Source organism: Tsukamurella sp. DT100, assembly GCF_049844855.1.
Classification (GTDB): domain Bacteria; phylum Actinomycetota; class Actinomycetes; order Mycobacteriales; family Mycobacteriaceae; genus Tsukamurella.
In genome coordinates, this window is sequence record NZ_JBNCLV010000002.1 from 333,932 (window position 1) to 357,550 (window position 23,619).

Annotated in this window: 20 protein-coding genes; 14 read left to right on the forward strand and 6 right to left on the reverse strand. The window is 72.9% G+C overall.

The genetic code is table 11. The annotated features are described in order from the left end of the window. Positions 1–34 precede the first annotated feature (34 nt). Entirely contained in the window at positions 35–1,879 is a 1,845-nt protein-coding gene (locus ACLQ3K_RS05215) for a phosphoenolpyruvate carboxykinase (GTP) (RefSeq protein ID WP_425997571.1), read from the forward strand. A 76-nt stretch (positions 1,880–1,955) separates the two neighbouring features. Here ACLQ3K_RS05215 and ACLQ3K_RS05220 read toward each other — a convergent pair whose 3' ends face one another. After that, the gene (locus tag ACLQ3K_RS05220; RefSeq protein WP_425997573.1) at positions 1,956–3,488 is read right to left on the reverse strand and encodes a long-chain-fatty-acid--CoA ligase; all 1,533 of its coding nucleotides are present in this window, start codon (positions 3,486–3,488) and stop codon (positions 1,956–1,958) included. 119 nt (positions 3,489–3,607) lie between these two features. On the opposite strand from ACLQ3K_RS05220, the gene ACLQ3K_RS05225 reads away from it, so the two are divergent. Genes ACLQ3K_RS05225 through ACLQ3K_RS05245 form a run of 5 tightly spaced genes read left to right on the forward strand, consistent with a single transcriptional unit; the run spans position 3,608 to position 7,676 of the window. After that, positions 3,608–4,789 carry a lipid-transfer protein gene (locus tag ACLQ3K_RS05225; protein WP_425997575.1) on the forward strand — a complete coding sequence of 394 codons (1,182 nt, stop codon included), beginning with the start codon at positions 3,608–3,610 and terminating at the stop codon, positions 4,787–4,789. Continuing rightward, the gene (locus ACLQ3K_RS05230) at positions 4,786–5,244 is read left to right on the forward strand and encodes a MaoC family dehydratase N-terminal domain-containing protein (protein ID WP_425997577.1); all 459 of its coding nucleotides are present in this window, start codon (positions 4,786–4,788) and stop codon (positions 5,242–5,244) included. Before ACLQ3K_RS05225 ends, ACLQ3K_RS05230 begins: the two co-directional genes overlap by 4 nt. Next, positions 5,241–5,639, forward strand: coding sequence for a MaoC/PaaZ C-terminal domain-containing protein (locus tag ACLQ3K_RS05235; RefSeq protein ID WP_425997579.1), 399 nt, complete (start codon positions 5,241–5,243; stop codon positions 5,637–5,639). Before ACLQ3K_RS05230 ends, ACLQ3K_RS05235 begins: the two co-directional genes overlap by 4 nt. Before the next feature lie 25 nt (positions 5,640–5,664). Beyond that, positions 5,665–6,495, forward strand: a complete 831-nt coding sequence (locus tag ACLQ3K_RS05240) for an SDR family NAD(P)-dependent oxidoreductase (protein ID WP_425997581.1) — start codon at positions 5,665–5,667, stop codon at positions 6,493–6,495. A gap of 20 nt (positions 6,496–6,515) precedes the next feature. Further along, positions 6,516–7,676 carry a TetR/AcrR family transcriptional regulator gene (locus tag ACLQ3K_RS05245; RefSeq protein ID WP_425997583.1) on the forward strand — a complete coding sequence of 387 codons (1,161 nt, stop codon included), beginning with the start codon at positions 6,516–6,518 and terminating at the stop codon, positions 7,674–7,676. 15 nt (positions 7,677–7,691) lie between these two features. Here the strand turns inward: ACLQ3K_RS05245 and ACLQ3K_RS05250 are convergent, their stop codons facing one another. Further along, a complete protein-coding gene (locus tag ACLQ3K_RS05250) occupies positions 7,692–8,690 on the reverse strand; it encodes a phosphatidylglycerol lysyltransferase domain-containing protein (RefSeq protein ID WP_425997585.1) in 999 nt (332 codons plus the stop codon). A 43-nt stretch (positions 8,691–8,733) separates the two neighbouring features. Then, positions 8,734–9,759 carry a LacI family DNA-binding transcriptional regulator gene (locus tag ACLQ3K_RS05255; RefSeq protein WP_425997587.1) on the reverse strand — a complete coding sequence of 342 codons (1,026 nt, stop codon included), beginning with the start codon at positions 9,757–9,759 and terminating at the stop codon, positions 8,734–8,736. A 122-nt stretch (positions 9,760–9,881) separates the two neighbouring features. Between ACLQ3K_RS05255 and ACLQ3K_RS05260 the strand changes: the two genes are divergently transcribed. The 3 genes from ACLQ3K_RS05260 (at position 9,882) to ACLQ3K_RS05270 (ending at position 13,872) form a co-directional block, all read left to right on the forward strand. Continuing rightward, entirely contained in the window at positions 9,882–10,943 is a 1,062-nt protein-coding gene (locus ACLQ3K_RS05260; protein ID WP_425997589.1) for a C45 family autoproteolytic acyltransferase/hydolase, read from the forward strand. Between the two features lie 13 nt (positions 10,944–10,956). Continuing rightward, positions 10,957–12,312, forward strand: a complete 1,356-nt coding sequence (locus ACLQ3K_RS05265) for an MFS transporter (protein ID WP_425997591.1) — start codon at positions 10,957–10,959, stop codon at positions 12,310–12,312. A 381-nt stretch (positions 12,313–12,693) separates the two neighbouring features. Continuing rightward, positions 12,694–13,872 (forward strand): hypothetical protein, encoded by a 1,179-nt coding sequence (locus ACLQ3K_RS05270; RefSeq protein WP_425997593.1) that lies wholly within the window; start codon positions 12,694–12,696, stop codon positions 13,870–13,872. A gap of 54 nt (positions 13,873–13,926) precedes the next feature. Here the strand turns inward: ACLQ3K_RS05270 and ACLQ3K_RS05275 are convergent, their stop codons facing one another. Then, a complete protein-coding gene (locus tag ACLQ3K_RS05275; protein WP_425997595.1) occupies positions 13,927–15,078 on the reverse strand; it encodes an FAD-dependent monooxygenase in 1,152 nt (383 codons plus the stop codon). 165 nt (positions 15,079–15,243) lie between these two features. Between ACLQ3K_RS05275 and ACLQ3K_RS05280 the strand changes: the two genes are divergently transcribed. Then, positions 15,244–15,774: an FAS1-like dehydratase domain-containing protein gene (locus ACLQ3K_RS05280; protein ID WP_224650532.1), complete on the forward strand. Its 531-nt coding sequence runs from the start codon at positions 15,244–15,246 to the stop codon at positions 15,772–15,774. A 10-nt stretch (positions 15,775–15,784) separates the two neighbouring features. Here ACLQ3K_RS05280 and eccA read toward each other — a convergent pair whose 3' ends face one another. Next, the gene (gene eccA, locus ACLQ3K_RS05285; protein ID WP_425997597.1) at positions 15,785–17,455 is read right to left on the reverse strand and encodes a type VII secretion AAA-ATPase EccA; all 1,671 of its coding nucleotides are present in this window, start codon (positions 17,453–17,455) and stop codon (positions 15,785–15,787) included. A 107-nt stretch (positions 17,456–17,562) separates the two neighbouring features. Then, on the reverse strand, positions 17,563–18,045 hold the full coding sequence (locus ACLQ3K_RS05290; RefSeq protein ID WP_336669689.1) for a hypothetical protein: 483 nt from the start codon (positions 18,043–18,045) through the stop codon (positions 17,563–17,565). 105 nt (positions 18,046–18,150) lie between these two features. Here ACLQ3K_RS05290 and ACLQ3K_RS05295 point away from each other — a divergent pair, with 105 nt between their 5' ends. From ACLQ3K_RS05295 to ACLQ3K_RS05310, 4 genes are all read left to right on the forward strand, one after another. Next, complete coding sequence (locus ACLQ3K_RS05295; protein WP_224652021.1) at positions 18,151–18,930, forward strand: ABC transporter ATP-binding protein; 780 nt, start codon at positions 18,151–18,153, stop codon at positions 18,928–18,930. Next, positions 18,930–21,503 (forward strand): ABC transporter permease, encoded by a 2,574-nt coding sequence (locus tag ACLQ3K_RS05300; protein ID WP_425997600.1) that lies wholly within the window; start codon positions 18,930–18,932, stop codon positions 21,501–21,503. The genes ACLQ3K_RS05295 and ACLQ3K_RS05300 overlap by 1 nt, the downstream gene beginning before the upstream one ends. A 75-nt stretch (positions 21,504–21,578) precedes the next feature. Beyond that, a complete protein-coding gene (locus ACLQ3K_RS05305; protein ID WP_425997602.1) occupies positions 21,579–22,619 on the forward strand; it encodes an NAD(P)/FAD-dependent oxidoreductase in 1,041 nt (346 codons plus the stop codon). Continuing rightward, the gene (locus tag ACLQ3K_RS05310) at positions 22,616–23,497 is read left to right on the forward strand and encodes an RNA polymerase sigma-70 factor (RefSeq protein ID WP_425997604.1); all 882 of its coding nucleotides are present in this window, start codon (positions 22,616–22,618) and stop codon (positions 23,495–23,497) included. Before ACLQ3K_RS05305 ends, ACLQ3K_RS05310 begins: the two co-directional genes overlap by 4 nt. The last annotated feature ends 122 nt before the right edge of the window (positions 23,498–23,619 follow it).

Consider the following 23,619-nt stretch of genomic DNA (forward strand, 5'->3'; position numbering starts at 1 on the left):
CAAAGGTTCGGTACGACTTTCGGAGATGACACACATGACGTCAGCCACCATTCCCGGCCTCGAGGGGGATTCGGTCCCCACGAAGCACGCGCAGCTCATCGCATGGGTGCGCGAGGTCGCCGAGCTCACGCAGCCCGATCGCGTGGTGTGGGCGGACGGGTCCGACGAGGAGTGGGATCGCCTGACCTCGGAGATGGTCGCAGCGGGCACGTTCACCAAGCTCAACGACGCGAAGAAGCCCAACTCCTTCCTGGCTCTCTCGGACCCGGCGGACGTGGCGCGCGTGGAGTCGCGCACCTACATCTGTTCGGAGACCAAGGAGGGCGCGGGCCCGACGAACAACTGGGTCCGTCCCGCCGAGATGCGCGCGACGATGACCGACCTGTACCGCGGCTCGATGCAGGGCCGCACCATGTACGTGGTGCCCTTCTGCATGGGCCCGCTGGGCGCCGACGACCCGAAGCTGGGCGTCGAGCTGACCGACAGCCCGTACGTCGTGGTCTCGATGAAGATCATGACCCGCATGGGCACCGCGGTGCTGGAGAAGCTGGGCGACGAGGGCTTCTTCGTCAAGGCCATCCACTCCGTGGGCAAGCCGCTCGCCCCGGGCGAGGCCGACGTGGCGTGGCCGTGCAGCGAGACCAAGTACATCACCCACTTCCCGGAGACCCGCGAGATCTGGTCGTACGGCTCGGGCTACGGCGGCAACGCCCTGCTGGGCAAGAAGTGCTACGCGCTGCGGATCGCCTCGGCCATGGCGCACGACGAGGGCTGGCTCGCCGAGCACATGCTGATCCTCAAGCTGATCTCGCCCGAGGAGAAGGTCTACTACATCGCCGCGGCGTTCCCGTCGGCCTGCGGCAAGACCAACCTCGCGATGATCCAGCCGACCCTGCCGGGCTGGCGCGCCGAGACCGTCGGCGACGACATCGCCTGGATGCGCTTCGGCAAGGACGGCCGCCTCTACGCGGTGAACCCCGAGTTCGGCTTCTTCGGCGTCGCCCCCGGCACGTCGATGGACTCGAACCCGAACGCGATGAAGACCATCGACGCCGGCAACACCATCTTCACCAACGTCGCCAAGACCGACGACGGCGACGTCTGGTGGGAGGGCATGTCGGCCGCGCCGCAGCACCTCACCGACTGGCGCGGCGACGACTGGGAGAGCTCCTCGGCCGAGAACGAGGACGGCGTCGTCACCGTGGCCGCGCACCCGAACTCGCGCTACACCACCCCGATGTCGCAGTGCCCGTCGATCGCCCCCGAGTGGGACGACCCGCAGGGCGTGCCGATCTCGGCCATCCTGTTCGGCGGCCGCCGCAAGACGACGGTGCCGCTGGTCACGCAGGCGCGCGACTGGAAGCACGGCGTCTTCATGGGCGCGACCGTCGGCTCCGAGCAGACCGCCGCCGCCGAGGGCAAGGTGGGCACCGTCCGCCGCGACCCGATGGCGATGCTGCCCTTCCTGGGCTACAACGTGGGCGACTACTTCGATCACTGGCTCAACATCGGCAAGCAGGCCGACGAGTCCAAGCTGCCGGCCGTGTTCTACGTGAACTGGTTCCGCCGCGGCGAGGACAAGCGCTTCCTGTGGCCCGGATTCGGCGAGAACAGCCGCGTGCTCAAGTGGATCGTCGACCGCATCGAGGGCAACGTCACCGGCCAGGAGACGCCGGTCGGCATCGTCGCCACCCCGGAGGAGCTGGACCTCACCGGCCTGGACACCCCGGTCGCCGACGTCGCCGAGGCGCTGGCCGTGAACGTCGACGAGTGGCGCGGCGAGCTGCCGTCGATCGACGAGTGGTTCGAGTTCGTGGGCGACAAGCTGCCCACCGGCCTCAAGGACGAGCTGGACGCGCTCAAGCAGCGCCTGGGCTGATCCCCTGACACGTCCTGCGCCCCCGCCGTTTTCGGCGGGGGCGCAGTGCTGTCCGGGGACGCCTGCCGGCGGCGCGTCAGGCGCGTGACCAGTCCTGCTGTCGCAGGTCGCGCTTGAGGATCTTCCCCGCGCCGGAGACGGGGAGCGCCTCGACGAAGGCGACGGACCGCGGCAGCTTGTAGTTCGCGATGTACTCCCGGGCGAAGCCGCGGAGCTCGTCGCCGGTGACGGCGGCGCCGGCGGCCAGCACGACGACGGCGTGCACCCGCTCGCCCCACTCCTCGTCGGGCACGCCGATCACGGCGACCTGCGCGACGGCGGGGTGCTTGGCGAGCGCGTTCTCCACCTCCACCGAGTAGACGTTCTCGCCGCCGGTGATCACCATGTCCTTGATCCGGTCGGCCACGAAGACGTACCCGTCGTCGTTCATGTAGCCCGCGTCGCCGGTGTGCATCCAGCCGCCGCGCAACGCGTCGGCGGTCTCGGCCTCCTTGTTCCAGTAGCCCGTCATCAGGTGATCGCCGCGGGCGACGATCTCGCCGACCTCGCCGCGGGGCAGCTCGACGTCGTCGGGACCCACGATCCGCACCTCGGAGTGCACGGCGGGGCGTCCGCAGCTGCGCCGTAGCGCGGGGTCGTCGTGGTCCTCGGCGGTGAGGAGCGTGGCGACGGGCGCCAGTTCGGTCATGCCGTAGGCCTGCGTGAGCCGGGCGGCCGGGACCAGGGCGTGCGTCCGCTCGAGCACCGCCTCGGAGATCGGGGAGGCGCCGTACATGATCCGGGTCAGGCTCGACAGGTCCGCCGCGCGGCCCTCGGGGGAGTCGATGAGCAGCTGGATCATGGTGGGCACGAGCAGGGCGTCGGTGACGCGGTGCTCCTCGATCGCGGCGGCGACGCCCGCCGGCGTGAACGACGGGACCATGACGTGGGTGGCCCGGGTCAGGCACCCGATCGTCCACGCGGCGAGGTCGGCGAGGTGGAACATGGGGGCGGCGTGCAGGAGCACGCCGCCGCGGTTGAGCATGCCGGTGGTGACCAGCGAGCCCATCGCCGACGTGAGGCACGCGCGGTGGGAGAGCATCACGCCCTTCGGGGTGCCGGTGGTGCCGCCGGTGTAGAAGATCCCGTACAGGTCGTCGCCGCCGCGCCGGGCGTCCTCGATCGGCGCTGAGGAGGCGATCAGCTCCTCGTAGCCGAGCATGCCGGCGGGGACGGTGCCCTCGCCCGCGTGGATCACGGAGGTCACGTTCGGCGCGAGCGCGCGGAGCTCCGGGACCAGCGGCGCGAAGGCGTCGTCGACGACCAGGACGTTCGTCTCGCAGTCGGCGAGGGAGTAGGCGATCTCGGCGGCCCTCCAGCGCACGTTGACGGGGTTGACGACGCACCCCGCCCAGGGCGTCGCGAGCAGGAACTCGTGGTAGCGGTCGCTGTTGAGCGACAGGATGCCGATCCGGTCACCCTCGCGCGCGCCGAGGTCGCGGAACGCGCCGGCGAGCCGGGCCACCCGGTCGGCGACCTCGGCGGCCGTGCGCCGGCGGTCGCGGTACACCGTCACGACGTGGTGTGGCACGGCCTGGGCGGTCTGGGACAGCGATTGGGTGATCTGCACTTCAATCCTCCGGAGAGTGAACGACTACCAGTGTGACGGCGGCTACAACGAGATCGACTATTGCATGTCAGGGTGGAGTCGTGCAATAAATGTGAATATCCAATCGTACGGAGGTAGAAATGAGTTGGACATACGTCGCCGGCGTCGGGATGATCCCCTTCGCCACCCCGCGCACCGCCGAGCCCTACGACGTGATGGCGCCTGCCGCGGTCCGGGCCGCCCTCGCCGACGCGGGCGTCGAGCTCGCGGACGTGCAGCAGGCGTACGCCGGGTACGTCTACGGCGATTCGACCAGCGGCCAGCGCGCGCTGTACCGGGTCGGAACGACGGGGATCCCCGTCGTCAACGTGAACAACAACTGCTCGACCGGCTCGTCCGCGCTCTTCCTCGCCCGCCAGGCCGTCGCGTCCGGCGCCGCGGACTGCGTGCTCGCCTTCGGCTTCGAGCAGATGGAGCGCGGCGCGCTCGCCATCAAGTGGCCCGACCGGCCGAGCCCGTTCGTCGACTTCATGGCGATCGCGGAGGAGCGGAACGGTGTAAGTGAAGCGCCGTTCGCCGCCCAGCTCTTCGGCGGCGCGGGCGCCGAGTACGCCGAGCGCTACGGCGTCGCACCGGAGACCTTCGCCAAGGTGGCGGTCAAGGCCCGCAACCACGCCGCGAACAACCCGTTCGCAGTGTTCCGGGACCCGGTCACCGTCGAGCAGGTGCTGACCTCTCCCCAGATCTTCGGTCCGCTCACGCGCCTGCAGTGCTGCCCGCCCACCTGCGGGGCCGCCGCCGCGATCATCGTGAGCGAGGAGTTCGCCCGCGCCCGCGGCCTGCGCACGACGGTCGCGATCGCCGCGCAGGCGATGACCACGGACGGCGCCGCGACATTCGACGGCTCGCTGATGAACCTCGTGGGCGCGGACATGAGCCGCCGCGCCGCTGATCAGGTGTACGAGGCCGCGGGCGTCGCCCCGGGAGACGTGCGGGTCGTGGAACTGCACGACTGTTTCACGGCGAACGAGATCCTCTCCTACGAATCCCTGCGGCTCACCCCGGACGGCACCGCGGAGAAGTTCATCGAGGACGGCGACAACACCTACGGCGGCGCGGTGGTCACCAACCCGTCGGGTGGCCTCCTGTCCAAGGGACATCCCCTCGGCGCGACGGGCCTCGCCCAGTGCGCGGAGCTGTCCTGGCAGCTGCGCGGCGAGGCCGGCGCCCGCCAGGTCGACGGTGCGACCCTCGCCCTGCAGCACAACATCGGGCTCGGCGGGGCGGCCGTGGTGACGCTGTACGAGCGGGGTGACCGGTGATCGACCGCGACGCCGCCCTGGCCCTGGCGCTGCCCGAGTTCGCCGTCGACGTCGAGCGCGGCCGGCTGCGCTTCTTCGCGCAGGCGATCGGCGAGACCGACCCCGTGTTCACCGATCTCGACGCGGCCCGGGCCGCAGGCCATCGCGACCTGCCCGCGCCGCCGACCTTCGTCTTCAGCCTGGCGCTCGAGGCACCGGAGCCCTTCGGCTACCTCGGCGCGCTCGGGATCGACCTGCGCCACATCCTGCACGGCGAGCAGCGCTTCGACCACCACTCCGTCGTGTGCGCCGGAGACCGGATCACCGTGCGGGAGAACATCGTCGACGTCTACGTCAAGAGCGGCGGTGCCCTCGAGTTCCTGGTCAAGCAGTCCGAGTTCCTTCGCGACGGCGAGCCCGTCGCCACCGCCACCTCGACGATCGTCGTCCGTCGCCCGCAGGAGGCCGCCGCATGAGCACGACCATCGAGGTGGGTACGGAGCTGCCCCCGCTCGCCGTCGGCGAGATCACCCGCACCACCCTCGCCCTGTTCGCGGGCGCGAGCGGCGACCACAACCCCATGCACATCGACCTCGACGTCGCCCGCTCCGCCGGACTCGACGACGTCTTCGCCCACGGCATGCTCGGCATGGCGCACCTGGGCCGATTGCTGACGGATTGGGTCGGCGTGGAGCGCATCCGCAGCTTCGCGGTGCGGTTCGTCGCCATCACGCCCGTGCATGCGGAGCCCGTCTGCCGGGGCACGGTCGTCGCGGTCGACGGGGCCGCGAGCACCGCCACCCTGGACCTCACCGTCTCCCTCGCCGACGGCACCACGACCCTCACGGGCACCGCCGTCGTCGATCTCTGACCCCCACCCCGAAGGAGTACCACCTATGTCCGCACTGACCGGCAAGGTCGCCGTCGTCACCGGCTCCGGCCGCGGCATCGGCCGCGAGATCGCCCTCAAGCTCGCCGCCGACGGCGCCGCCGTCGTGGTCAACGACCTCGACGAGGCTCCGGCCGCGCAGACCGTCGCCGACATCGAGGCCGCCGGTGGCCGCGCCGTGGCCTGCGCCGGCAGCGTCACCGAGGAGGGCTTCGCCGAGCGCTTCGTCGGCACGGCCGTCGACGAGCTCGGCGGGCTCGACATCATCGTCAACAACGCCGGGTACACGTGGGACTCGGTCGTGCAGAAGATGACCGACGAGCAGTGGGACGCGATCCTCGACGTGCACCTCAAGGCCCCGTTCCGGATCCTGCGCGCCGCCCAGCCGGTGATCTCGGGCCTCGTCAAGGCCGCCCGCGCGGAGGGCCGTGAGGTGCCCTGCCGCAAGGTCGTCAACATCTCCTCGATCGCCGGGCTCGGCGGCAACGCGGGGCAGGCCAACTACGCCGCGGCGAAGGCGGGCGTGACGGGTCTGACCAAGACGATCGCCAAGGAGTGGGGCAGGTACAACGTCACCGTCAACACCGTCGCCTTCGGACTCATCACCACGCGCCTGACCGAGGCCCCGGCCGGCGGCGACGGCAGCATCGACGTCGCGGGACGCGAGATCAAGGTGGGCGTCAATCCCCAGCTGCTCGACGCGATGGCGGCCCAGATCCCGCTCGGCCGCGCGGGCACTCCCCAGGAGGCCGCCGGCGCCGTGTACCTGCTGTGCCGGCCGGAGTCCGACTACGTCAGCGCGCAGACTCTGGTGTGCGGGGGCGGGTACATGATCTAGGCGCCCTAGTCTTGTACGCCATGGAGACGACATCGGTGGTGCGCTCGCGGCCGGCCAACCGGCGCGAGCTGATCATCGATGCCGCCGCCGCGGCGTTCGCGGCCCGCGGCTACGAGAACGTCGCGATGAGCACCGTCGCCGAGGCCGTGGGCGTGCGCCCGTCCGCCCTGTACCGGCACTTCGCCAACAAGGAGGCGATGCTCGCGGCGGCCTTCGAGGGCTACGTCCAGGGCCTGCGGGAGGCGCTCGCTGCGGGGTCGGAGGCGGACCGGTTCGGACCCCTGATCGACCGGATGCTCGCGCACCGCGCCGCGGGCCGGCTCTGGATCCGGGAGGCCCGCTACCTCCCGGCGGACGCCGTCGCTGCGGTCCGCGAGTCCCTCCTGGCGGACCTCGACGCGGCGGTCGCGGCGCCGGGCGGCGGTGCCGGGGCGAGGGCCCGATCGATCGCGGTGCTCGGCGTCCTGCTCAGCACGGCGATGCACGCCACGGAGTCGACCGAGCCGCCGATGCGCTCGCTCCTGTCCGCCTTGGTGTCCCGCGCCGCGACGGGCCCGCTCGCTGCCGACTCGCCGTCCGTCGCCGCGCCGCGAGGCCTCGCCCGGATCGCCAAGCGTGAGCAGATCCTCGCTGCCGCGGTCGAGCTGTTCGCGGCCCGGACTTACGACGGGGTCGCGCTGGAGGACATCGCCGCCGCGGTCGACCTCGCGCCGTCGAGCCTCTACAACCACTTCGCCAGTAAGGAGGAGATCCTCTCCTCGGCCCTGCATCGCGCCAACGGTTTCGTCCAGGTGGATCTCGACGAGGTACTCGCCGCCACCGACGACCCCGGTGTTGCGCTCCACGCGATCGTGGGGCGGTACGCGGGCTTCGCGGTGCGCCACCCCGGGATGACGCAGGCGATCGTCTCCGAGATCGGCGAGCTCGCCGAGCGGGAGAGCGCAGTCCTCATCGAGCCTCAGCGGGCCTACGTCGGCGAATGGGTCCACCTGTACGGCAGCGTCGATGACGCCGATCCCGCCGCGCGGCGCGTCGCGGTGATGGCGGCGATCACCGCGGTCAACCAGCTCGCGTGCACGCCGGGCGCCCCGCGCGGAGCCGAACGCGCCGCGCTGGTGACGACCTACGGTCGCAGAATCCTCGGTGTCGACGGCGCGCAGGACCGCCTTCCACGGGCCTGACGGCGCGGCGCCGGTTCAGAGTCGGCCGCCCTGGCCGTAGCGGCCGAACTCGAGCAGGATCAGCGCGGCCGCGACCCGGACGACCTGGCGCGGCCGCAGCAGGACCGCGCGCTCCTGGTCGAAGGAGCGGTACTTGCGCAGGTAGCGGTACAGCCGCTCGACGTGCAGCAGCGGGTCGAAGGCGTGCACGGCCCGCCGGGCCGCGGCGCGGGCCCACGGATGCCGCAGGGCCGTCGCGTCGTCGGCGAACAGGTCGGGGAAGGGTGCGAAGGCGAGGGAGACGCGCTTGTAGCCGTGGTCGCGCGCCCACACGATGGTCTCCAGCGTGAGCCGCTCGTCCACGCCGTTGGGCGCCCGGCGCGCGCGGAGCGGCAGGTCGAGCGAGAGGTCCTCGGGTCCGGCGGGCAGGTACCGGTGCGCGGCGCAGACGGTGCCGTCGGCCGTCCTGGCGAGGGCGAAGACCCCGTCGGGCGTGGCGCCGTCGAGCATGCGCCCCAGGATCATCGAGAAGCCGCGGGTGGGATCGTGCCCCGCGAGGGTCTCCATCCGGCGGACGGCCTGCCGCTCCAGGTCGGTGACGTCGCCCTCTCGCACGATCTCGACGGTGACGCCCGCGTTGCGGGTGCGGGAGACCGCCTGCCGCAGGTTGCGGAACCGTCGGCCCACGAGGTCGAAGGATCCGGTGTCGATCACGACGTCGCGGCCGATCGGCACGGCCCGCAGGCCGTGCGCCTCCCAGAGCGGGCGGTACGCCTCGCCCGCGCCGAGGACCGCGATCGGCCGGCGCCCGGCGCGCCGCACGATCTCCGCGATCGCCGCGGCGCGGGCCTCGCCGGTGAGGCCGACGGGGTCGCCGCTCGCGACCACCACGCCGAGCCGCATCGCGTAGCCCACCACCGCGTCCCCGCCGGGAGCGATGACGTGCTGCTTCTCGGGCCGGAGCGCGAACGGCGCGAGCGGATCGCCGACCGCCTGGCCGACCAGCTCCGAAACGCTTCGATGAGCGAAGGACATGAACGAATTATGCGCCTTCCCCTGCGATCCCGCGCGCCGGGGGTCAGTCGTCCGGTGGCCGCGGCGGCACCGTCGACGCCCGGACCACGACCTCGGTGTGGATCTGCGCCGGCTCTCCGGGCGGGGCTCCCGCCAGGATCGCGAGCAGCATCGCGACGGTCGCGCGCACCTCGTCCTTCACCGCCCCGGTCATGCAGGTGATCGACGGGGTCGCGGTGCGGGAGTGCTCGGAATCGGACATGGTGGCGACGAGCAGCGCGTCGGGAACGCGGATCCCGCGCTCGGCGAGCGCGGCGACGGTGCCCGCGGCGTGCCGGCCCGTCATGCAGACGATCGCGTCGGGGAGGCGGCCGTGCGCGCCGTCGGCCAGGGCGCCGGCGAAGGCGCGGCCCCCGTCGACCCCGGCCCGTTCCGGCACGGTGACGACCACCGGATCGGCGCGGCCGGTCTCGGCGCACCAGCGTCGGAAGGCGTTCTCGCTGTCGATGTTCCATGCGTTCGGGTCGGTGCCGCGGACGAGCAGGATGCGCCGGGCGCCGGTGTCCGCGAGGTGGTCGAGCATCCGCGTCATCCCAGCGTCGTCGTCCGTGGAGACCCAGTCGACCCGGTCGGGGCGGCCCGGGTCGCGCCCGATGGTGACGTAGGACAGGCCGCGCTCGTCGAGTCGCCGGAGCACCGGGTCGTCGTGGTGCGGGTTCACCACGATGTAGCCGTCCATCGAATAGGCGAGCGGCGGGGCGGCATGCGTGACGAGGTCGCGCAGCAGCATGACGCCCCTGCCGCGCTCGAGCAGCTCGACGCTGAGCATCCCGGCGATGCGGGAGAAGACGTCCACGCCCTCGGGGTTGTAGTCCTCGAGCGCGTCCAGCGAGCGGAGGACCAGGCCGACCGTGCCGAGCCGGGCGCCCTGCAGGCCGCGGGCGATGGCGTCGGCCTGGTAGCCCATCTCCTCCGCGACCTCGACGATCCGCGCCCGCGTCGCCGCCGACAGTGTGCCGGTGCCGTTGAGCGCCTGGGAGACCGCGGCGGTCGAGACGCCGGCGCGGGCCGCCACGTCCCTGATGGTCAAGCCCCGTCGCCGCATCCTCGGAATCCTACGGGCGCAACCCGTTGTATTAAACGTTTAACTTTTTTATGGTCTGGATCACAGTCGCGGCGCCGGGCGCCGCGCATGATCGAGAAGAGGACCGGGTGCAGCTCCACACCGACATCACGACGACCCCGACCGGCGCCGCGGCCGGCCGTGCTAGGGGCGCCCGCTTCGCGCCGCGGATCCGGCGCATCAGTGCGCTCTACGCGGCCCACTTCGCGGAACTCGGGATCGCCCCGGGCGTGGTCGCCGAGGTCGCGGCCGCGAGCCACGACGAACTGGCCGCCTGGGCTCCGCACCTCGCCGCCGAGGTCGACGGACTCGCCGCCGGCGCGGGGACGCCCCTCGCCGCGGTCGCCCTCCTCGACGCCCGCACCGAGATCCTCGCCCGCACCGCGCCGTCTCGCGAGGGGGAGTGCTCGACGATGGTGCGGGCCCTCCCCGGCGCGGCGCCCGAGACCCTCCAGACCTGGGACTGGCACGACCACCTCGCGCCGGACGGGCTCCTGCTGGCGGGGGTCGGGAACACCGGCCTGCGGTTCAAACTGTTCACCGAGTTCGGCGTGTCCGGCAAGATCGGCCTCAACGACGCCGGTGTCGGCGTCCACTTCAACATCCTCAACCACCGCTCGGACGGGGGCGCCCCGGGCGTGCCGGTGCACGCGGTCGCACGCCGCGTCATCGAGGAGGCGACGGGCGTCGACCACGCCGTCGACCTCGTCCGGAGCGCGCGGGTCAGCGCGTCGACGGTGTTGACCGTCGCCGACCGGCACGGCCGGGCCGCGAGCATCGAGATGTCCCCCGCGGGAACGGCGGTCGTCCGTCCGGGCGAGGACGGCTGGCTGTTCCACACCAACCACTTCCTCGACCCGGAACTGGCGGCGGGGGACACGATCCCGCGTGTGGAATCGTCGACCGACCTGCGGATGGACGACATGACCGCCCGGCGGGCGGACCTGTGCTCCGGCACCGGCCAGGCGCGCGCGAAGGCCCTCGCGGCCGACGGTACGGCGCCCCAGATCATGCGCCCCGACGTCTCGCTCCCGCTCGTCGAGCAGTGGAGCACCCTCCTCACCGTCGCCCTGGACCTGGACGCCTTCGCGCTGTCCTACCGGGCCGGAACCCCCTTCGAGGCCGCAGAACTCGGCCTCTTCACCTTCTGATCGGACTTCGACCATGGCAACCCACCAGCACTCCGCGCGCCCGTCCGCGCGGCAGATCTTCACCGTCTCCGGCTTCGGCACCGCGATGGAGTACTACGACTTCTCGATCTACGGGCTCGCCGCGGCGCTCGTCTTCCCGAAGATCTTCTTCCCCGACCTCAGCCCCATGGTGGGCACCCTGGTCTCCTTCCTCACGTTCGGGGCGGGCTTCCTCGCCCGGCCCCTCGGCGGCCTCGTGATCGGCCACTTCGGCGACAAGGTGGGCCGGCGCCCGATGCTCATCCTGACCCTGCTGGTCATGGGCCTGTCGACCTTCGTCCTGGGCTGCCTGCCGACGGCGGACAGCGTCGGGATGCTCGCCCCGGTGCTGCTCGTGCTGGTGCGCATCGTGCAGGGCTTCGCGGCGGGCGGCGAATGGGGCGGTGCGGCCCTGATCGGGATCGAGAGCGCGCCCGACGACCGGCGCGGTCTCTGGGGCAGCTTCACCAGCGTGGGGATCGGGATCGGGACGGTGCTCGGCATCGCCGTGTTCACCTTGGTCAGTGCGCTCTCGGGCGATGCGATCTCCGGGGCCGGGCTGGCCGGTGGTGCCTGGCGGATCCCGTTCCTACTCGGCGGCGTGCTCGTGGTCTTCGGCCTCGTGATGCGTTTGCGCGCCCCGCAGGAGTCGGCGCCCCATCCCGGCGAAGACCGGAAGGCGCAGCCGCTGCCCATCTTCACCGTGCTGCGCCGGTTCCCCGCGGTGGTGCTGTGCGCGGTGGGCATCTCCTTCGGGTACATCACGCTGGCCTACGTGACCTCGGTGTTCATGCTCACCTACATGACCGAGATCGGCTACGGCGACACCGACAATCTCCTGATCAGCCTGGCCGGCGCGATCGCCCTGATCCCCGGGGCGGCGTTCTTCGCGCTGCTGTCGGACCGGATCGGCCGCAAGAAGGTGATGATCGGGGGAGCAGGTCTCATCCTGGCCGTCTACGTCGCGTACTTCGCGATCGTTCCGCTGCACCACCTGGCCGCGACCTACGCGATCAGCGTCGTGTCCGGGTTCGTGGTCGGCGCGGCCCAGGGGCCGATCCCGGCGTTCCTCGGCGAGCAGTTCCCGCGGGAGGTCCGCTACACCGCCATCTCGGCCACCTACCAGGTGGGATCCGCGATCGGCGGGGCGACCGCCGCCGGTACCGCCACGTGGCTGCTGATCGCCTTCGACGGTCACTGGATCGGCGTCGTCGGATACCTCGCCGTCACTCTCGGTGTTCTCGCTCTCTGCTCGTCCCGCTTGCGCGAGACCGCGTTCGAGCCGTTGCCGGAGAACCGGGACACCGAGGGCTCGCGGTCGGCCGACGCGGACGTGACCGCGCGACCGTGAGCCGGCGTCCCGGCCGGCGGCGCCCGGGCTCGTGAAAGGCGCGGTTGCCGGGTGTGATCGGAAAAATTACCACCGCGAAACACCCTGTTCTTCACGCTGGGGAAGAGAGTTGCCGAAGTCGCTTTCCGTGCATTGTGGTCGCGTTCACATCGTGTTGTTTTCGTTACCCGTGTTTCCTGGAATCCGCTCGCCCGGTCGTGTTTGCTCAGAGGTGGGTCGAATCGGTAGCCATAGCAACCACCTCTGAAATCTTTTTCACTCCAATGCTTCTCATCCGTGTGTCGCGGCCGTGTCGCAGGCGCACGGTGATCGGTGCTGCGCTGTGGACGCCCGTTCGCCCGCTCGAAGGAATGGTCGTGCGCGATGGGAGAAGGAGAATTCATGTCCAGGTATCAGGGGCGGCACCGTAAGAACACCGGGACGGCCGCATCGGTGACGCGGATGACCGCATCGGCGGCCGCCGCCGTCGCGGTGGGTTCGATCTGGCTCGGCGCGGGCACAGCCCAGGCGGGTGGCGACCCGTCGAAGCCGCCCGCCCCGGTGCAGCCGGCGGGCCCGGGCAAGCCCGGCGCCCCCGCGAAGCCCGCGGGCACGACGAAACCGGGCGGTCCGGCATCGACCGCCGGGACGGCGGGCACGGCGGGCACGGCGAAACCCGGTGCGCCGGGGAGTGCCCCGGGTGCCGTCGAGCCCGGGGGCTCGGCGAGGCCCGCGGGGCCTGCCGCGGGTGCGCCTGCGGCCGCGGGCGGGCAGAGCTCCAACGGTGCCGGAGCCGGCTCCGGCGCGGGCGGGAACGGTGCGGGTGCTGCAGCTCCCGGCGCCTCGGGCCGCACGAGCGGCGCGGGCGGAGCGGGCGGCGGCGGTGCGCAGGCCGCCACGGCCCAGGGCGGCGGTGCCCAGGGTGGCGCCGGGCAGCAGGGCGCCGCGGGGCAGCCCGTCGGCGCGGCCCAGCAGGGCGGCGGATCGGGTACCGGCGCGAACACGGGCTCCGGAGGCGGCACGGGCCGCACCGCCCCCCAGGGCTCCACCGCCCCGCAGGGCGTGGCACCGCAGGGCACCGCTCCGCAGGGTGCGGCACCGCAGGGGCCCCCCGCCGCGGGTGGTGGTCGCGCGGTCCCCGCCGCCACCGGCGGAGCGGGCGCCCCGGGCGCCTCCGGCGGAGCGGGCGCCCCGGACGCCTCCGGCGGCGCGGGCTCGGGCGCGACGGGAGCCGGCTCACTCGACGCGGATTCGACCGCCCAGGTCGCGGGCTCAGGCGCGGCCGGGAGTGCGTCATCGGCCGGTTCGGAGCGCGACACCGCCGCGTCGCTCGCGGGGACCGGATCCACCGGCGCGAGCGCCGAGGGCGCCACCGGCACCGCCGGCGGAGTGACGTCGACCGGGTCGGGCGGGTCCGCATCCACCGGGACGAGCGGCGCGGGCGGATCGAGTGCGGGCGGCGGGGCTTCGTCCGCGGACGCGGGTGTCTCGGCCTCCGTCCCGGGCGCGTCCACCTCGTCGGGCTCGGACTCCGGCGGCGGACTGCTCAGCGGCGTCCTCGACGCGATCCCCCTGCTCTAGCGGCGAGCGCCGCGTCCCCGAACCGGGGCGCGGCGCGTCGTCGGGCGAGGGCCCTCAGTCGGGCGGCGACCAGCGCTGCGCGCTGCGGAAGACCCGGTCCATCATCCGGTTCGGGGCGGCACGCATCGCCAGGTCGCGCCCGCGGGCGAGGAGCGGCGTGGGCGCCTGCAGCGCGGCGCCCAGCAGGTGCCCCTGCCGCGCGATGGACTGCGTGCGCGGCCTGCGGGCCTTGTCGTAGGCGGCGAGCTTGGTCGGGATGTCGCGCGGATCGTGATCGCGCGCGATCGGCCGGAGCAGCGAGACCAGCACGGCCGCGTCCTCCAGCGCCAGGTTCGCGCCCTGCCCCAGGGTGGGCGGCATGGCGTGCGCCGCGTCGCCGACCAGCGCCGCCGGGCCGCGCGCGTAGGTGCGCAGCGGGTGCGCGAGCCGTTCGATGGGCTGGTAGCCGATGCGCTCCGGGGCGGTCGCGGCGAGCAGATCGGGGATCGGGTCGTGCCAGTCCCGGTAGCGCTCGAGGAGTTGTCCGGGTTCGGGCAGGTCGTCGTCGGCGGCGGGCCGCACCGCGAACCAGTAGACGCGGCCGTCGGCGAGCGGGACGTAACCGAACCGCTCGCCCCGGCCGAAGCTCTCCCCGCTGTCGGTCAGCGCGACGGGACCGTCGGTGATGCCCCGCCAGGCGCCGTATCCGCAGTACGCCGCGCCCGGGTCGCCGGCGTGGCTGCCGCGCACCCGGCTGCGGATGCCGTCGGCGCCGATCAGGACGTGCCAGTCCTCGAGCAGGCCGCTCGGACCCAGGTCCAGCGTCTCCCGGCTGAGGCCCTCCACCCGGATGCCCGGCCGGACGGTGTCCGGGGCCAGGTCCCGGAGCAGGGCGCGATGCAGGTCGGTGCGGTCCACCACGCGCAGCTCGGCGAGGGTGGCGGGAGAGAAGACGCTGAGCCGGGTGCCGTCCGCGCGGCGGGTGCCGTACGGGACGGACGGCGGACCGTCGGCCACGACCGCCCGCACCCGCTCCTCCAGGCCGAGCGAGCGGAGCGCGGCGAAACCGTTGGACAACAACGAGAGTCCCGAACCGCGGGGCAGGAAACGGGCGGCCTGTTCCAGGACGATCACCTCGGCGCCGGCGCGCTGCAGGCCGGAGGCCACCGCCAGCCCGCCGATCCCGGCGCCGACGACGGCGACGCGCAGTGAGTTCGTCCTCCACATACCCTCGACGCTAGTGCCGAACGAGCGCCGTGTCACCGAGGCGGGCGCCACGTGACACGTCGTGTTGTCAGAGGGCTGTGTTGGGTTTGGGATCGCACCCGACCTGTGGTTATCCTTGTGCGTCCCTCCACCGCTGAACGAGGGCAGAGCCCTCGAGGAGTGACCGTGGCCGTCGCCGACGAATGGGAACTGTGGTTCCCCGATGCCTACGAGATCGGCGCGGAAACGGTGCGGTCCTTCGCCCGCGCCACCCGCAGCTGGGACGTCCCCTACGCGGTCAGCCGCCGCCTCCCCGACGACGTGGCGGTGCCGGCCACCATGCTCGGCGCCCCGATGCTGCAGGCCGCGTCCGGGGTGGTCGGGAAGGCCATCCCGGGCTGCAACCTTTCCGCGATCCTTCACGCCGGCCAGGCCTTCACCTACCTGCGCCCGCTGCACGTCGGCGACGTCCTCAGCCTGGGGGTGCGGTTGACGTCGCACGTCGTCAAGGCGGAGACCGACCTCATCGTCGTCGAGTGCATGGTCTACGCGGGCGACGAGCCCTCGCTCGGCGGAGAGATCTTCCTGGTGCACAGCCAGCGGGAGACCGGGATCGACTTGGAGGCCGCCGACCGGCTCGCCGACGAGGTGATGATGACCGGGACCGGGCCGTCGAACAGCGACGCCTACGCCGCTAACGTCGCCGAGTCCCGCTGAGCGAGTCGGGTCAGACCGCGGCGCCGAGCACCCCGTCGAGGGCCCGCGCCATGTCGGCCGCCTCGATCCGCATGAGCACGGCCTCGTCGACGCCGGTGAGGTCCACGCCGGAGTCGGCGAGCCGCAGCTCCCGCTCCTCCTCGGCCGCCTCGATGACGTTCCGTACGAAGCGGCCGTTCCCGAGGCGGTCCAGCCGGTCGGCGACGCCGGCGCAGCAGACCTCCAGCACTTCCGCGGCTTCGCCGGTGAGCAGCGCGTCGCGCGAGCGGGCCATCGCGGCGCCGATCTCGGCGAGCTCGCCGGGGCTGTAGCCGGGGAACCGGATGCGCCGCGCGAACCGCGAGGCCAGGCCCTCGTTCGAGCCCAGGAACCGGTCGATCTCGGCGTCGTAGCCCGCCACGATCACCACCAGCCGGTCGCGGTCGTTCTCCATCCGCGCCAGCAGCGTGTCGATCGCCTCCTGGCCGAAGGCATCGCCGCCGGTCAGGCCCTCCTGGACGAGCGTGTAGGCCTCGTCGATGAAGAGCACGCCGTCCAGCGCGGAGTCGATCACCGCGGAGGTCTTCTGGGCGGTGGCGCCGAGGTACTGGCCCACCAGGTCGCGCCGGGAGCACTCGACCACGGTGTCGGTCGCCAGCAGCCCGAGCCCGCGGTACATCCGCGCGACGATGCGCGCCACCGTCGTCTTGCCCGTGCCGGGCGGGCCGGTGAAGGCGAGGTGCAGCGAGCGACTCCCGCTCGACAGGCCGCGGTCGGCGCGCACCTTCGCCAGCTGCATCGTGGTGCGCAGGCGGGTGACCTGCTCCTTCACCTCGCGCAGCCCCACCTGCCGCTCCAACTCGTCGGCGGCCGCGGCCAGCAGCTCGTCGCCGGCGCCGGCCGCCTCCGCGGCAGGGCCGGGGGCCTCCGGCGCGTCGAGCACCAGGCGGTGGCCCGGGTCGCGCAGCGCCGCCTCCGCCGGCGGGTACGACGGTGCCGCCCGCTCCAGCAGCTCTCGGGCCCGGTCCTCGTCGCCCTGCTCGCGCAGCACGAGGGCGTGGCAGTAGCGGGCCGCCGCCGCGGCGCCGGGCACCGGCCCCTCGGCCGCGACCGTCAGCAGCCGGGCGGCCTCGGCGAACCGCCCGAGCTGCGCGGCCGCCGAGCCGGCGACGGTGGCCGCCGCCGCCGAGAGCACGGTGTCGTCCCAGTCTGCGTGGCCGTCGAGCGCGGTCAGGGCGTCCGGCCACCGTCGGGACCGGGCGGCGACGACCGCGCGCTGGTACCGCGCGATGGGGCACGACGGGGCGGCGTCGAGGACGCGCTCGGCCTCCTCGGGCGCACCGTCGGCGAGCAGGCGCGCGGCGTAGGCGACGTGCGCGGTGGCGGCGTCGCGCAGCGGGTAGTCGACGTAGAGGCCGGTGGCGAAGGTGCCGGTCAGCGCGCCCGGCGCGAGCCCGACGCGACGGGCGGCGGCGCCGAGCGACTCGGCGGTGCGGTGCAGTGCGGCGAGCACCTCGGCGGTGTTCTCCGCAGCGGCGACGCGGCCCAGCCAGGCGTCGGCCATGCCCGGATCGGCGGTGGTGGCGGCCTCGAAGGCGCGGCGCGCGAGCGCGGCGTCGCGCGGGACCGCCTCGAACTCGCCGATCCCGATCCCCAGCGACGCGATGCCCGCCTGGAACGCGCGGAGCGCAGATGTACCCATGTGGTCCCCCCGAACCCCGATGTTGCGATCACAGTAGCGGGGCGCGTCGCGCGGCGGGCGCATTCGGCCAACCCGCGGGCGGCGAGGGCGGTGGTGGGGCGCCGCGGTCAGCGGGCGAGGAGGGCGATCTCGCGGATCTCGGCGAGGTCCGGGCCGTACTCCGGGGAGGACCAGAACCGCAGCCGCCAGTGATCGGCGCCCTCGCCGGCGTGCCGCGCCGCGGCCTCGACCTCGTAGAAGCCGCGGGCCATGGGGAACTCCAGCACCTCGCCGGGGCCGTCCGCGGTGGGCGAGAACCACTCGACCGTGCCGGACGTGTCCACGCACAGCTGGGTGTGCAGGACCGTGTCCCACTCGCCGTCCGCCGGCGGCACGTCGTCCCAGTGCTCGAGCTCGACGGGCATCGCCGCCTGCGCCCGCGACGGGGACGCGAAGCCGGCGGTGGCACGGTTGGTCGCGGCGCCGTGCACCGTCACGGCGGCCAGCAGGTCGTCGGGCACGCGGTGCCCGAAGCAGCTGCCGAAGAACTTGCCGTCGCGCAGGTCGAGCACGCCGGAGAGCTGCGTGAGGATCCGAGGTTCGAGGCGCATCGGTCCATCATGACGGATGCCGCCGGGCGCCACCCGCGGTGTCCGGTTCGGTGTGGGGGATCGCCCCGATGTCGCAGGTGACGAGATTCTGGCATTCTCGTTGACATGTCACAGACTCCGTTCGCGCCGGCGACGCTCCCCACGCCCGAGACGGTGGCCGCGCGGGCCGTCGGCGTCACCAAGGTCTACGGCGAGGGCGACAACGTCGTGCACGCCCTCGCCGGGGTCTCGGTCGACTTCCGGGCGGGGGAGTTCACGGCGATCATGGGGCCGTCGGGCTCGGGTAAGTCGACGCTCATGCACTGCCTCGCGGGCCTCGACGCGGCGTCGGGCGGCTCGGTGCAGGTGGGCGGTACGGAACTGACCTCACTCAACGACAAGCAGATCACGCAGTTGCGGCGCGACCGGATCGGCTTCGTCTTCCAGAGCTTCAACCTGGTGCCCACCCTCACCGCGATCGAGAACATCACGCTGCCGCTGGACATCGCGGGCCGCAAGCCCGATCAGCAGTGGCTCGACGCGGTGATCGACCGGCTCGGGCTGCGCGACCGCCTGGGCCACCGCCCCACCGAGCTGTCCGGCGGCCAGCAGCAGCGCGTCGCCTGCGCCCGCGCGCTTGTCGGCCGGCCGGAGATCATCTTCGGCGACGAGCCCACGGGCAACCTGGATTCGCGCTCCGGCGCCGAGGTGCTGTCCATCCTGCGCGCCGCCGTCGACGACTACCGGCAGACCGTCGTCATCGTCACCCACGACCCGCGCGCCGCGTCCTACGCCGACCGCGTGGTCTTCCTCGCCGACGGTCGCATCGTCGACGAGATGCGCAGCCCCACCGCGGAACGGGTGCTTGAGAAGATGATCCACCTCGACGAGCTCGTCGCCCGCTGATGGCCAACCCGATGCGCCGGGTGGCGCTGCGGAACCTCTTGGCGCACAAGGGGCGCCTCGTCCTGACGGTGCTCTCCGTGCTGCTCGGCACGTCCTTCATCGCCGGCTCCATGGTCTTCACCGGCACCCTGTCGAAGGCCTTCGACGGGATCTCCGACAAGATCGCCGTCGGCGTCGACGCCCGGATCTCCCCCGAGAACGCCCAGGGACAGGGCGGATTCGGCCCGCCGGGACCGGGAGTGCCCTTGTCCGTCGTGGACCAGGTGAAGACGGTGCCGGGCGTGCGCGTCGTGGTCCCCGCCGTCACCGGCACCATCGCCCTGCGCGACGGCAACGGCGACGTGGTCTCGCCCACCGGCGCGCCCCAGGTCGGCGGCGCCTACCTGCCGCCCGGGGAGAACCTCGACCCCGACGGCCTGAAGATCACCTCCGGCCGGGCACCGTCGGCCCCGAACGAGATGGTGCTCAACGAGTCCGCCTCCGAACGGCTGAAGCTGCCGGTGGGGTCGAAGACCACCATCGTCGCGCCGCACTCGCCCGGCCCGACCGACGTCACGATCGTCGGGCTGTACACCATCTCCACCGATTCCGGTGGCTACCTCGGCGCGCTGTTCGCGAAGGACGAGGCGCAGAAGCTGTTCGGCGACGGCGCGACCGCCCCGTACATCGAGGTGGGCGCCGCCCAGGGCACCTCGCCCGAGCAGCTGCGGGACGCGCTCGCCGAGCGCCTGCCCGACCTGAACGTGCAGACCGGCGCGCAGGTGCGGCAGGAGTTCGAGGACACGATCAACCAGGGGCTGAGCTTCCTCAACTACTTCCTGGTGGCGTTCGGCCTCATCGGCCTCCTCGTGGGCGTCTTCATCATCTACAACACCTTCTCGATGCTCGTCGCGCAGCGCCTCTCCGAGCTCGCCCTGCTGCGTGCGATCGGCGCCGGCCGGGAGCAGGTGCGCAACTCGGTCGTGCTGGAGGCGCTCGTCGTGGGCGTGGTCGGCAGCGCGCTGGGGCTCGCCGTCGGCATCGGCCTCGCGGTGCTGCTGCGCGCCGGCGTCACCGCCGCGGGCGCGGGATTCCCCGACGGCGGCCTCGCCGTCAGCCCGTCGGTGGTGATCACGGTGATGGTGGTCGGCACCGTCGTCACGGTGATCTCCGCACTGATCCCCGCCGTGCGGGCCTCCCGGGTGCCGCCCGTCGCCGCGATGCGCGCGCAGGACGGCGGCTCGCCGCAGTCGCTGCTCGTGCGCGGGGCGGTCGGCGCGGCGCTGCTGCTGTGCTCCCTGGCGCTGCTCTTCGTGGCGACCACCGAGGTCGGTTCGACGGCCGCGATCGAGGTCGGCATCGCCGGCTTCGGCCTGATCCTGGCCATCGTCATCGGCGGGCCCGCCCTCGTCGGGCCGCTGCTCGGCGGTATCGGCAAGGTCATCGCCGCGCCCTTCGGCCCTGCGGGCAGGCTGGGCCGCACCAACGTGATGCGGAACCCGCAGCGCACCACCGCCACCGCGTTCGCGCTGGTGATCGGCGTGGCGCTGGTCGGCGTCATCGGCACGCTCGGCGCGTCCATGCAGAAGTCGATCGACGCCCAGGTCGACCAGGGCATCCGCTCCGACCTCATGCTGCAGGCCCCGTCGCTCGGCATGCCGCCCGCCGCGCTCACCGCCATCAAGGACGTGCCCGGCGTCGGCGCGAAGACGATCCTCTACGGCGTGCCCGTGCGACTCGGGGGCGATCGGCTCAGCGCGCTCGGGATCGACGGTGACATCACCAGCGCCTTCAACCTCACCCGGACCTCGGGCGAGCTGGCGCTGAAGCCGGGCGGGCTGCTCGTGGACGACCGCACCGCGCGCGAGCGCGGTTGGGACGTGGGCTCCGTCGTCGAGCCGATGTCGGCCGTCGGCGCCGCGAAGACGAAGCTCACGGTGACCGGGATCTACGCCGGCACCGGCGGTTCCCTGTCCGGCCCCGTGATCACCGCGGCCGACATGAACACCCTCTACCCGCCCGCGAGCGGCGCATCGACGCCCCTCGTCACCCCGCAGTCGGTGTTCGTCGACGCCGCCGAGGGCACGTCGGTGAGCGACCTCAAGGAGCGCCTGCGGGAGGCCGTGAAGCCGCTGCTGGTGGTCAACGTCGACGATCAGGACGACCTCAAGGAGCAGGCGGGACAGGCGATCACGGCGCTCATGGGCGTGCTGTACGGGCTGCTCGGTCTCGCGGTGGTGATCGCGATCCTCGGCATCGTCAACACCCTCGCGCTGTCGGTGGTGGAGCGGCGCCGCGAGATCGGCATGCTCCGTGCGATCGGCCTGATCCGGTCGCAGGTGCGCCGCTCGATCTACCTGGAGTCCATGCTCATCGCCGTCTTCGGCGCCGCGCTCGGCCTGGTGCTCGGCGTGCTGCTGGGCGTCTCGCTCGTGCACGCGCTGCGCGACGAGGGCCTCGGTTCCGTGGTGGTGCCCTGGTCCACCGTGATCGTGATGCTGGTGGCGTCCGCGTTCGTCGGCGTCGGCGCGGCGATCCTGCCCGCCATCCGTGCCGCCCGCACGCCGCCGTTGGCCGCCATCGCGGAGGGCTGAGGCGGCGGCTGTCACAGATCACGCGCGGCCGGTGTCCCATGTGCGGAAGACTCGAATTCGCATGAGGAGGCAATCATGAAGGTCGTCGTGATCGGCGCGGGCTACGCCGGAACCATCGCCGCGAACCGGCTGGTGAAGAAGGCGGACGCGGACGTGACCGTCGTCAACCCGCGGCCCGGGTTCGTCGAGCGGGTGCGGCTGCACGAGCACATCGCGGGCAGCGGCTCCGCGGTCACTCCGCTCACCGAGATGCTGGACCCGCGGATCCGGCTGGTCGTGGGCACCGTCGACAAGATCGGCGACGGCACGCTGCTGCTCGCCGACGGGACGTCCCTGCCCTTCGACCGCGCGATCTACGCCGCGGGCGGGGCGCCGACGGCACCGTCGGGCACCCACGTGGTGGGCACGCTCGAAACCGCGGAGGAGGCGCACCGCGCGCTCGCCGCCCTGCCCGACGGTGCCGCCGTCACCGTCGTCGGCGGGGGCCTGACCGGCATCGAGACCGCGGCCGAGGTGGCCGAGGCCCGCCCGGCGCTGCGGGTGCGGCTGCTCAGCGAGGGCGAGGTCGGGGCATCGCTCGGGCCCGGCGCCCGGGCCCGGGTCCGCCGCGAGCTGGACCGGCTCGGCGTGACGGTCGAGCGCGGGCGGTACGACGGTGCCGGCGACGCCGACCTGGTGCTGTGGGCCGTCGCGACGCAGGTCAGCGACCTGGCCGCGCGCAGCGGCCTGGAGGTGGACGACGCCGGCCGGGTGGTCGTGGACGAGTTCCTGCGGAGCGTCTCCGACCCGCGGATCGTCGCGGTGGGCGACGGCGCCGCCGTCCCCGGCGCGCGGCTGAGCTGCCAGACCGCGCTGCCCCAGGGCGCGCACGGCGCGGACAACCTCGCGCGGGAGCTGGCGGGGAAGCAGGCGAAGGCGTTCTCGATGGGCTACACCGGCCAGAACGTCTCGATCGGCCGGCGCAGCGCGGTGATCCAGGCAGCACGCCGCGACGACACGCCGACCCGCATCCAGTTCGGGGGCCGGTCCGCCGCGCTGGTCAAGGAGCAGGTCTGCCGCATGGCCAAGGGGGCGGCGAAGACGGCGCGCTACGCCTGGCTGCCGGCGCCGCGATGAGCCCGGCGCCGTCGGCCGAGGACCTGTTCGCCGAGCACCGCCCGCTGCTGTTCTCCGTGGCGTACGAGATCCTGGGCAGCGTCGCGGATGCCGAGGACGTGCTGCAGGAGAGCTACCTGCGCTGGCGGGACGTGGACCTCGGGTCGGTCGAGAATCCGCGGGCGTACCTGGCGCGGATCGTGACCCGGCAGGCGCTCAACGCGTTGCGCACCGCGTCGCGGCGGCGCGAGGAGTACGTCGGGCCGTGGCTGCCGGAGCCGTTGGCGGCACCGTCGGGCGACGGGCCGGCCGAGCACGTGCTCACCGGCGAGGCGGTGACCACCGCGATGCTGCTGGTCCTGGAATCGCTGACGCCCACGGAGCGCGCGGTCTTCGTGCTGCGCGAGGTCTTCGACTTCGGCTACCCCGAGATCGCCGCGGCGGTGGGCAAGAGCGAGGCGACGGTGCGGCAGACCGCGCACCGCGCCCGCGGGCACGTGCGGGCGCGGCGGCCGCGCGAGGTCGTGGACCCCGTCGCCGCGCAGGGCGTCGCCGAGCGGTTCGTCCTCGCGGCGGCGACCGGCGACGTGCAGGCGCTCATGGACGTCCTCGCGCCCGACGTGGTCTACCTCGGCGACGGTGGCGGCGTCGTCTCGGCCGCGCGGCGGCCGGTGCAGGGCGCGGATCGCGTGGCCCGGTTCGTCGCGGGTCTGTTCCGCAAGAGCGCGACGATGGGCGAGCTCGGGCTGCGCTTCGCCGTCTACAACGGCATGCCGGCGATGGTCGTGACGTTCGACGGGGTGGTCGACCAGGTCACGTGCATCGAGGTCGGCGGTGCGGAGGTCACGGGTGTGTACTCGGTGCGGAATCCGGACAAGTTGCACCGAGTCATCGGATGACTGGCCTTCAGGGCGTCGAGCTGTGGATCTGCACCCAAAGGTATGGAACGGTTCATTAACTTCGCGATTCGGTAGCGCTCCGGAGGGGCGACCAGGGCGGAAAGTGCTGCTAACGAATTGTG

What these genes read in the sequence shown, in the direction of transcription:
- ACLQ3K_RS05265 (WP_425997591.1), top strand. Translation starts at nt 10,957, where the DNA reads ATGGCAACCCACCAGCACTCCGCGCGCCCGTCCGCGCGGCAGATCTTC.
- ACLQ3K_RS05250 (WP_425997585.1), bottom strand. Translation starts at nt 8,690, where the DNA reads ATGTCCTTCGCTCATCGAAGCGTTTCGGAGCTGGTCGGCCAGGCGGTC.
- ACLQ3K_RS05295 (WP_224652021.1), top strand. Translation starts at nt 18,151, where the DNA reads ATGTCACAGACTCCGTTCGCGCCGGCGACGCTCCCCACGCCCGAGACG.
- ACLQ3K_RS05275 (WP_425997595.1), bottom strand. Translation starts at nt 15,078, where the DNA reads ATGTGGAGGACGAACTCACTGCGCGTCGCCGTCGTCGGCGCCGGGATC.
- ACLQ3K_RS05300 (WP_425997600.1), top strand. Translation starts at nt 18,930, where the DNA reads ATGGCCAACCCGATGCGCCGGGTGGCGCTGCGGAACCTCTTGGCGCAC.
- ACLQ3K_RS05235 (WP_425997579.1), top strand. Translation starts at nt 5,241, where the DNA reads ATGAGCACGACCATCGAGGTGGGTACGGAGCTGCCCCCGCTCGCCGTC.
- ACLQ3K_RS05305 (WP_425997602.1), top strand. Translation starts at nt 21,579, where the DNA reads ATGAAGGTCGTCGTGATCGGCGCGGGCTACGCCGGAACCATCGCCGCG.
- ACLQ3K_RS05245 (WP_425997583.1), top strand. Translation starts at nt 6,516, where the DNA reads ATGGAGACGACATCGGTGGTGCGCTCGCGGCCGGCCAACCGGCGCGAG.
- ACLQ3K_RS05270 (WP_425997593.1), top strand. Translation starts at nt 12,694, where the DNA reads ATGTCCAGGTATCAGGGGCGGCACCGTAAGAACACCGGGACGGCCGCA.
- eccA (WP_425997597.1), bottom strand. Translation starts at nt 17,455, where the DNA reads ATGGGTACATCTGCGCTCCGCGCGTTCCAGGCGGGCATCGCGTCGCTG.
- ACLQ3K_RS05240 (WP_425997581.1), top strand. Translation starts at nt 5,665, where the DNA reads ATGTCCGCACTGACCGGCAAGGTCGCCGTCGTCACCGGCTCCGGCCGC.
- ACLQ3K_RS05215 (WP_425997571.1), top strand. Translation starts at nt 35, where the DNA reads ATGACGTCAGCCACCATTCCCGGCCTCGAGGGGGATTCGGTCCCCACG.
- ACLQ3K_RS05310 (WP_425997604.1), top strand. Translation starts at nt 22,616, where the DNA reads ATGAGCCCGGCGCCGTCGGCCGAGGACCTGTTCGCCGAGCACCGCCCG.
- ACLQ3K_RS05225 (WP_425997575.1), top strand. Translation starts at nt 3,608, where the DNA reads ATGAGTTGGACATACGTCGCCGGCGTCGGGATGATCCCCTTCGCCACC.
- ACLQ3K_RS05290 (WP_336669689.1), bottom strand. Translation starts at nt 18,045, where the DNA reads ATGCGCCTCGAACCTCGGATCCTCACGCAGCTCTCCGGCGTGCTCGAC.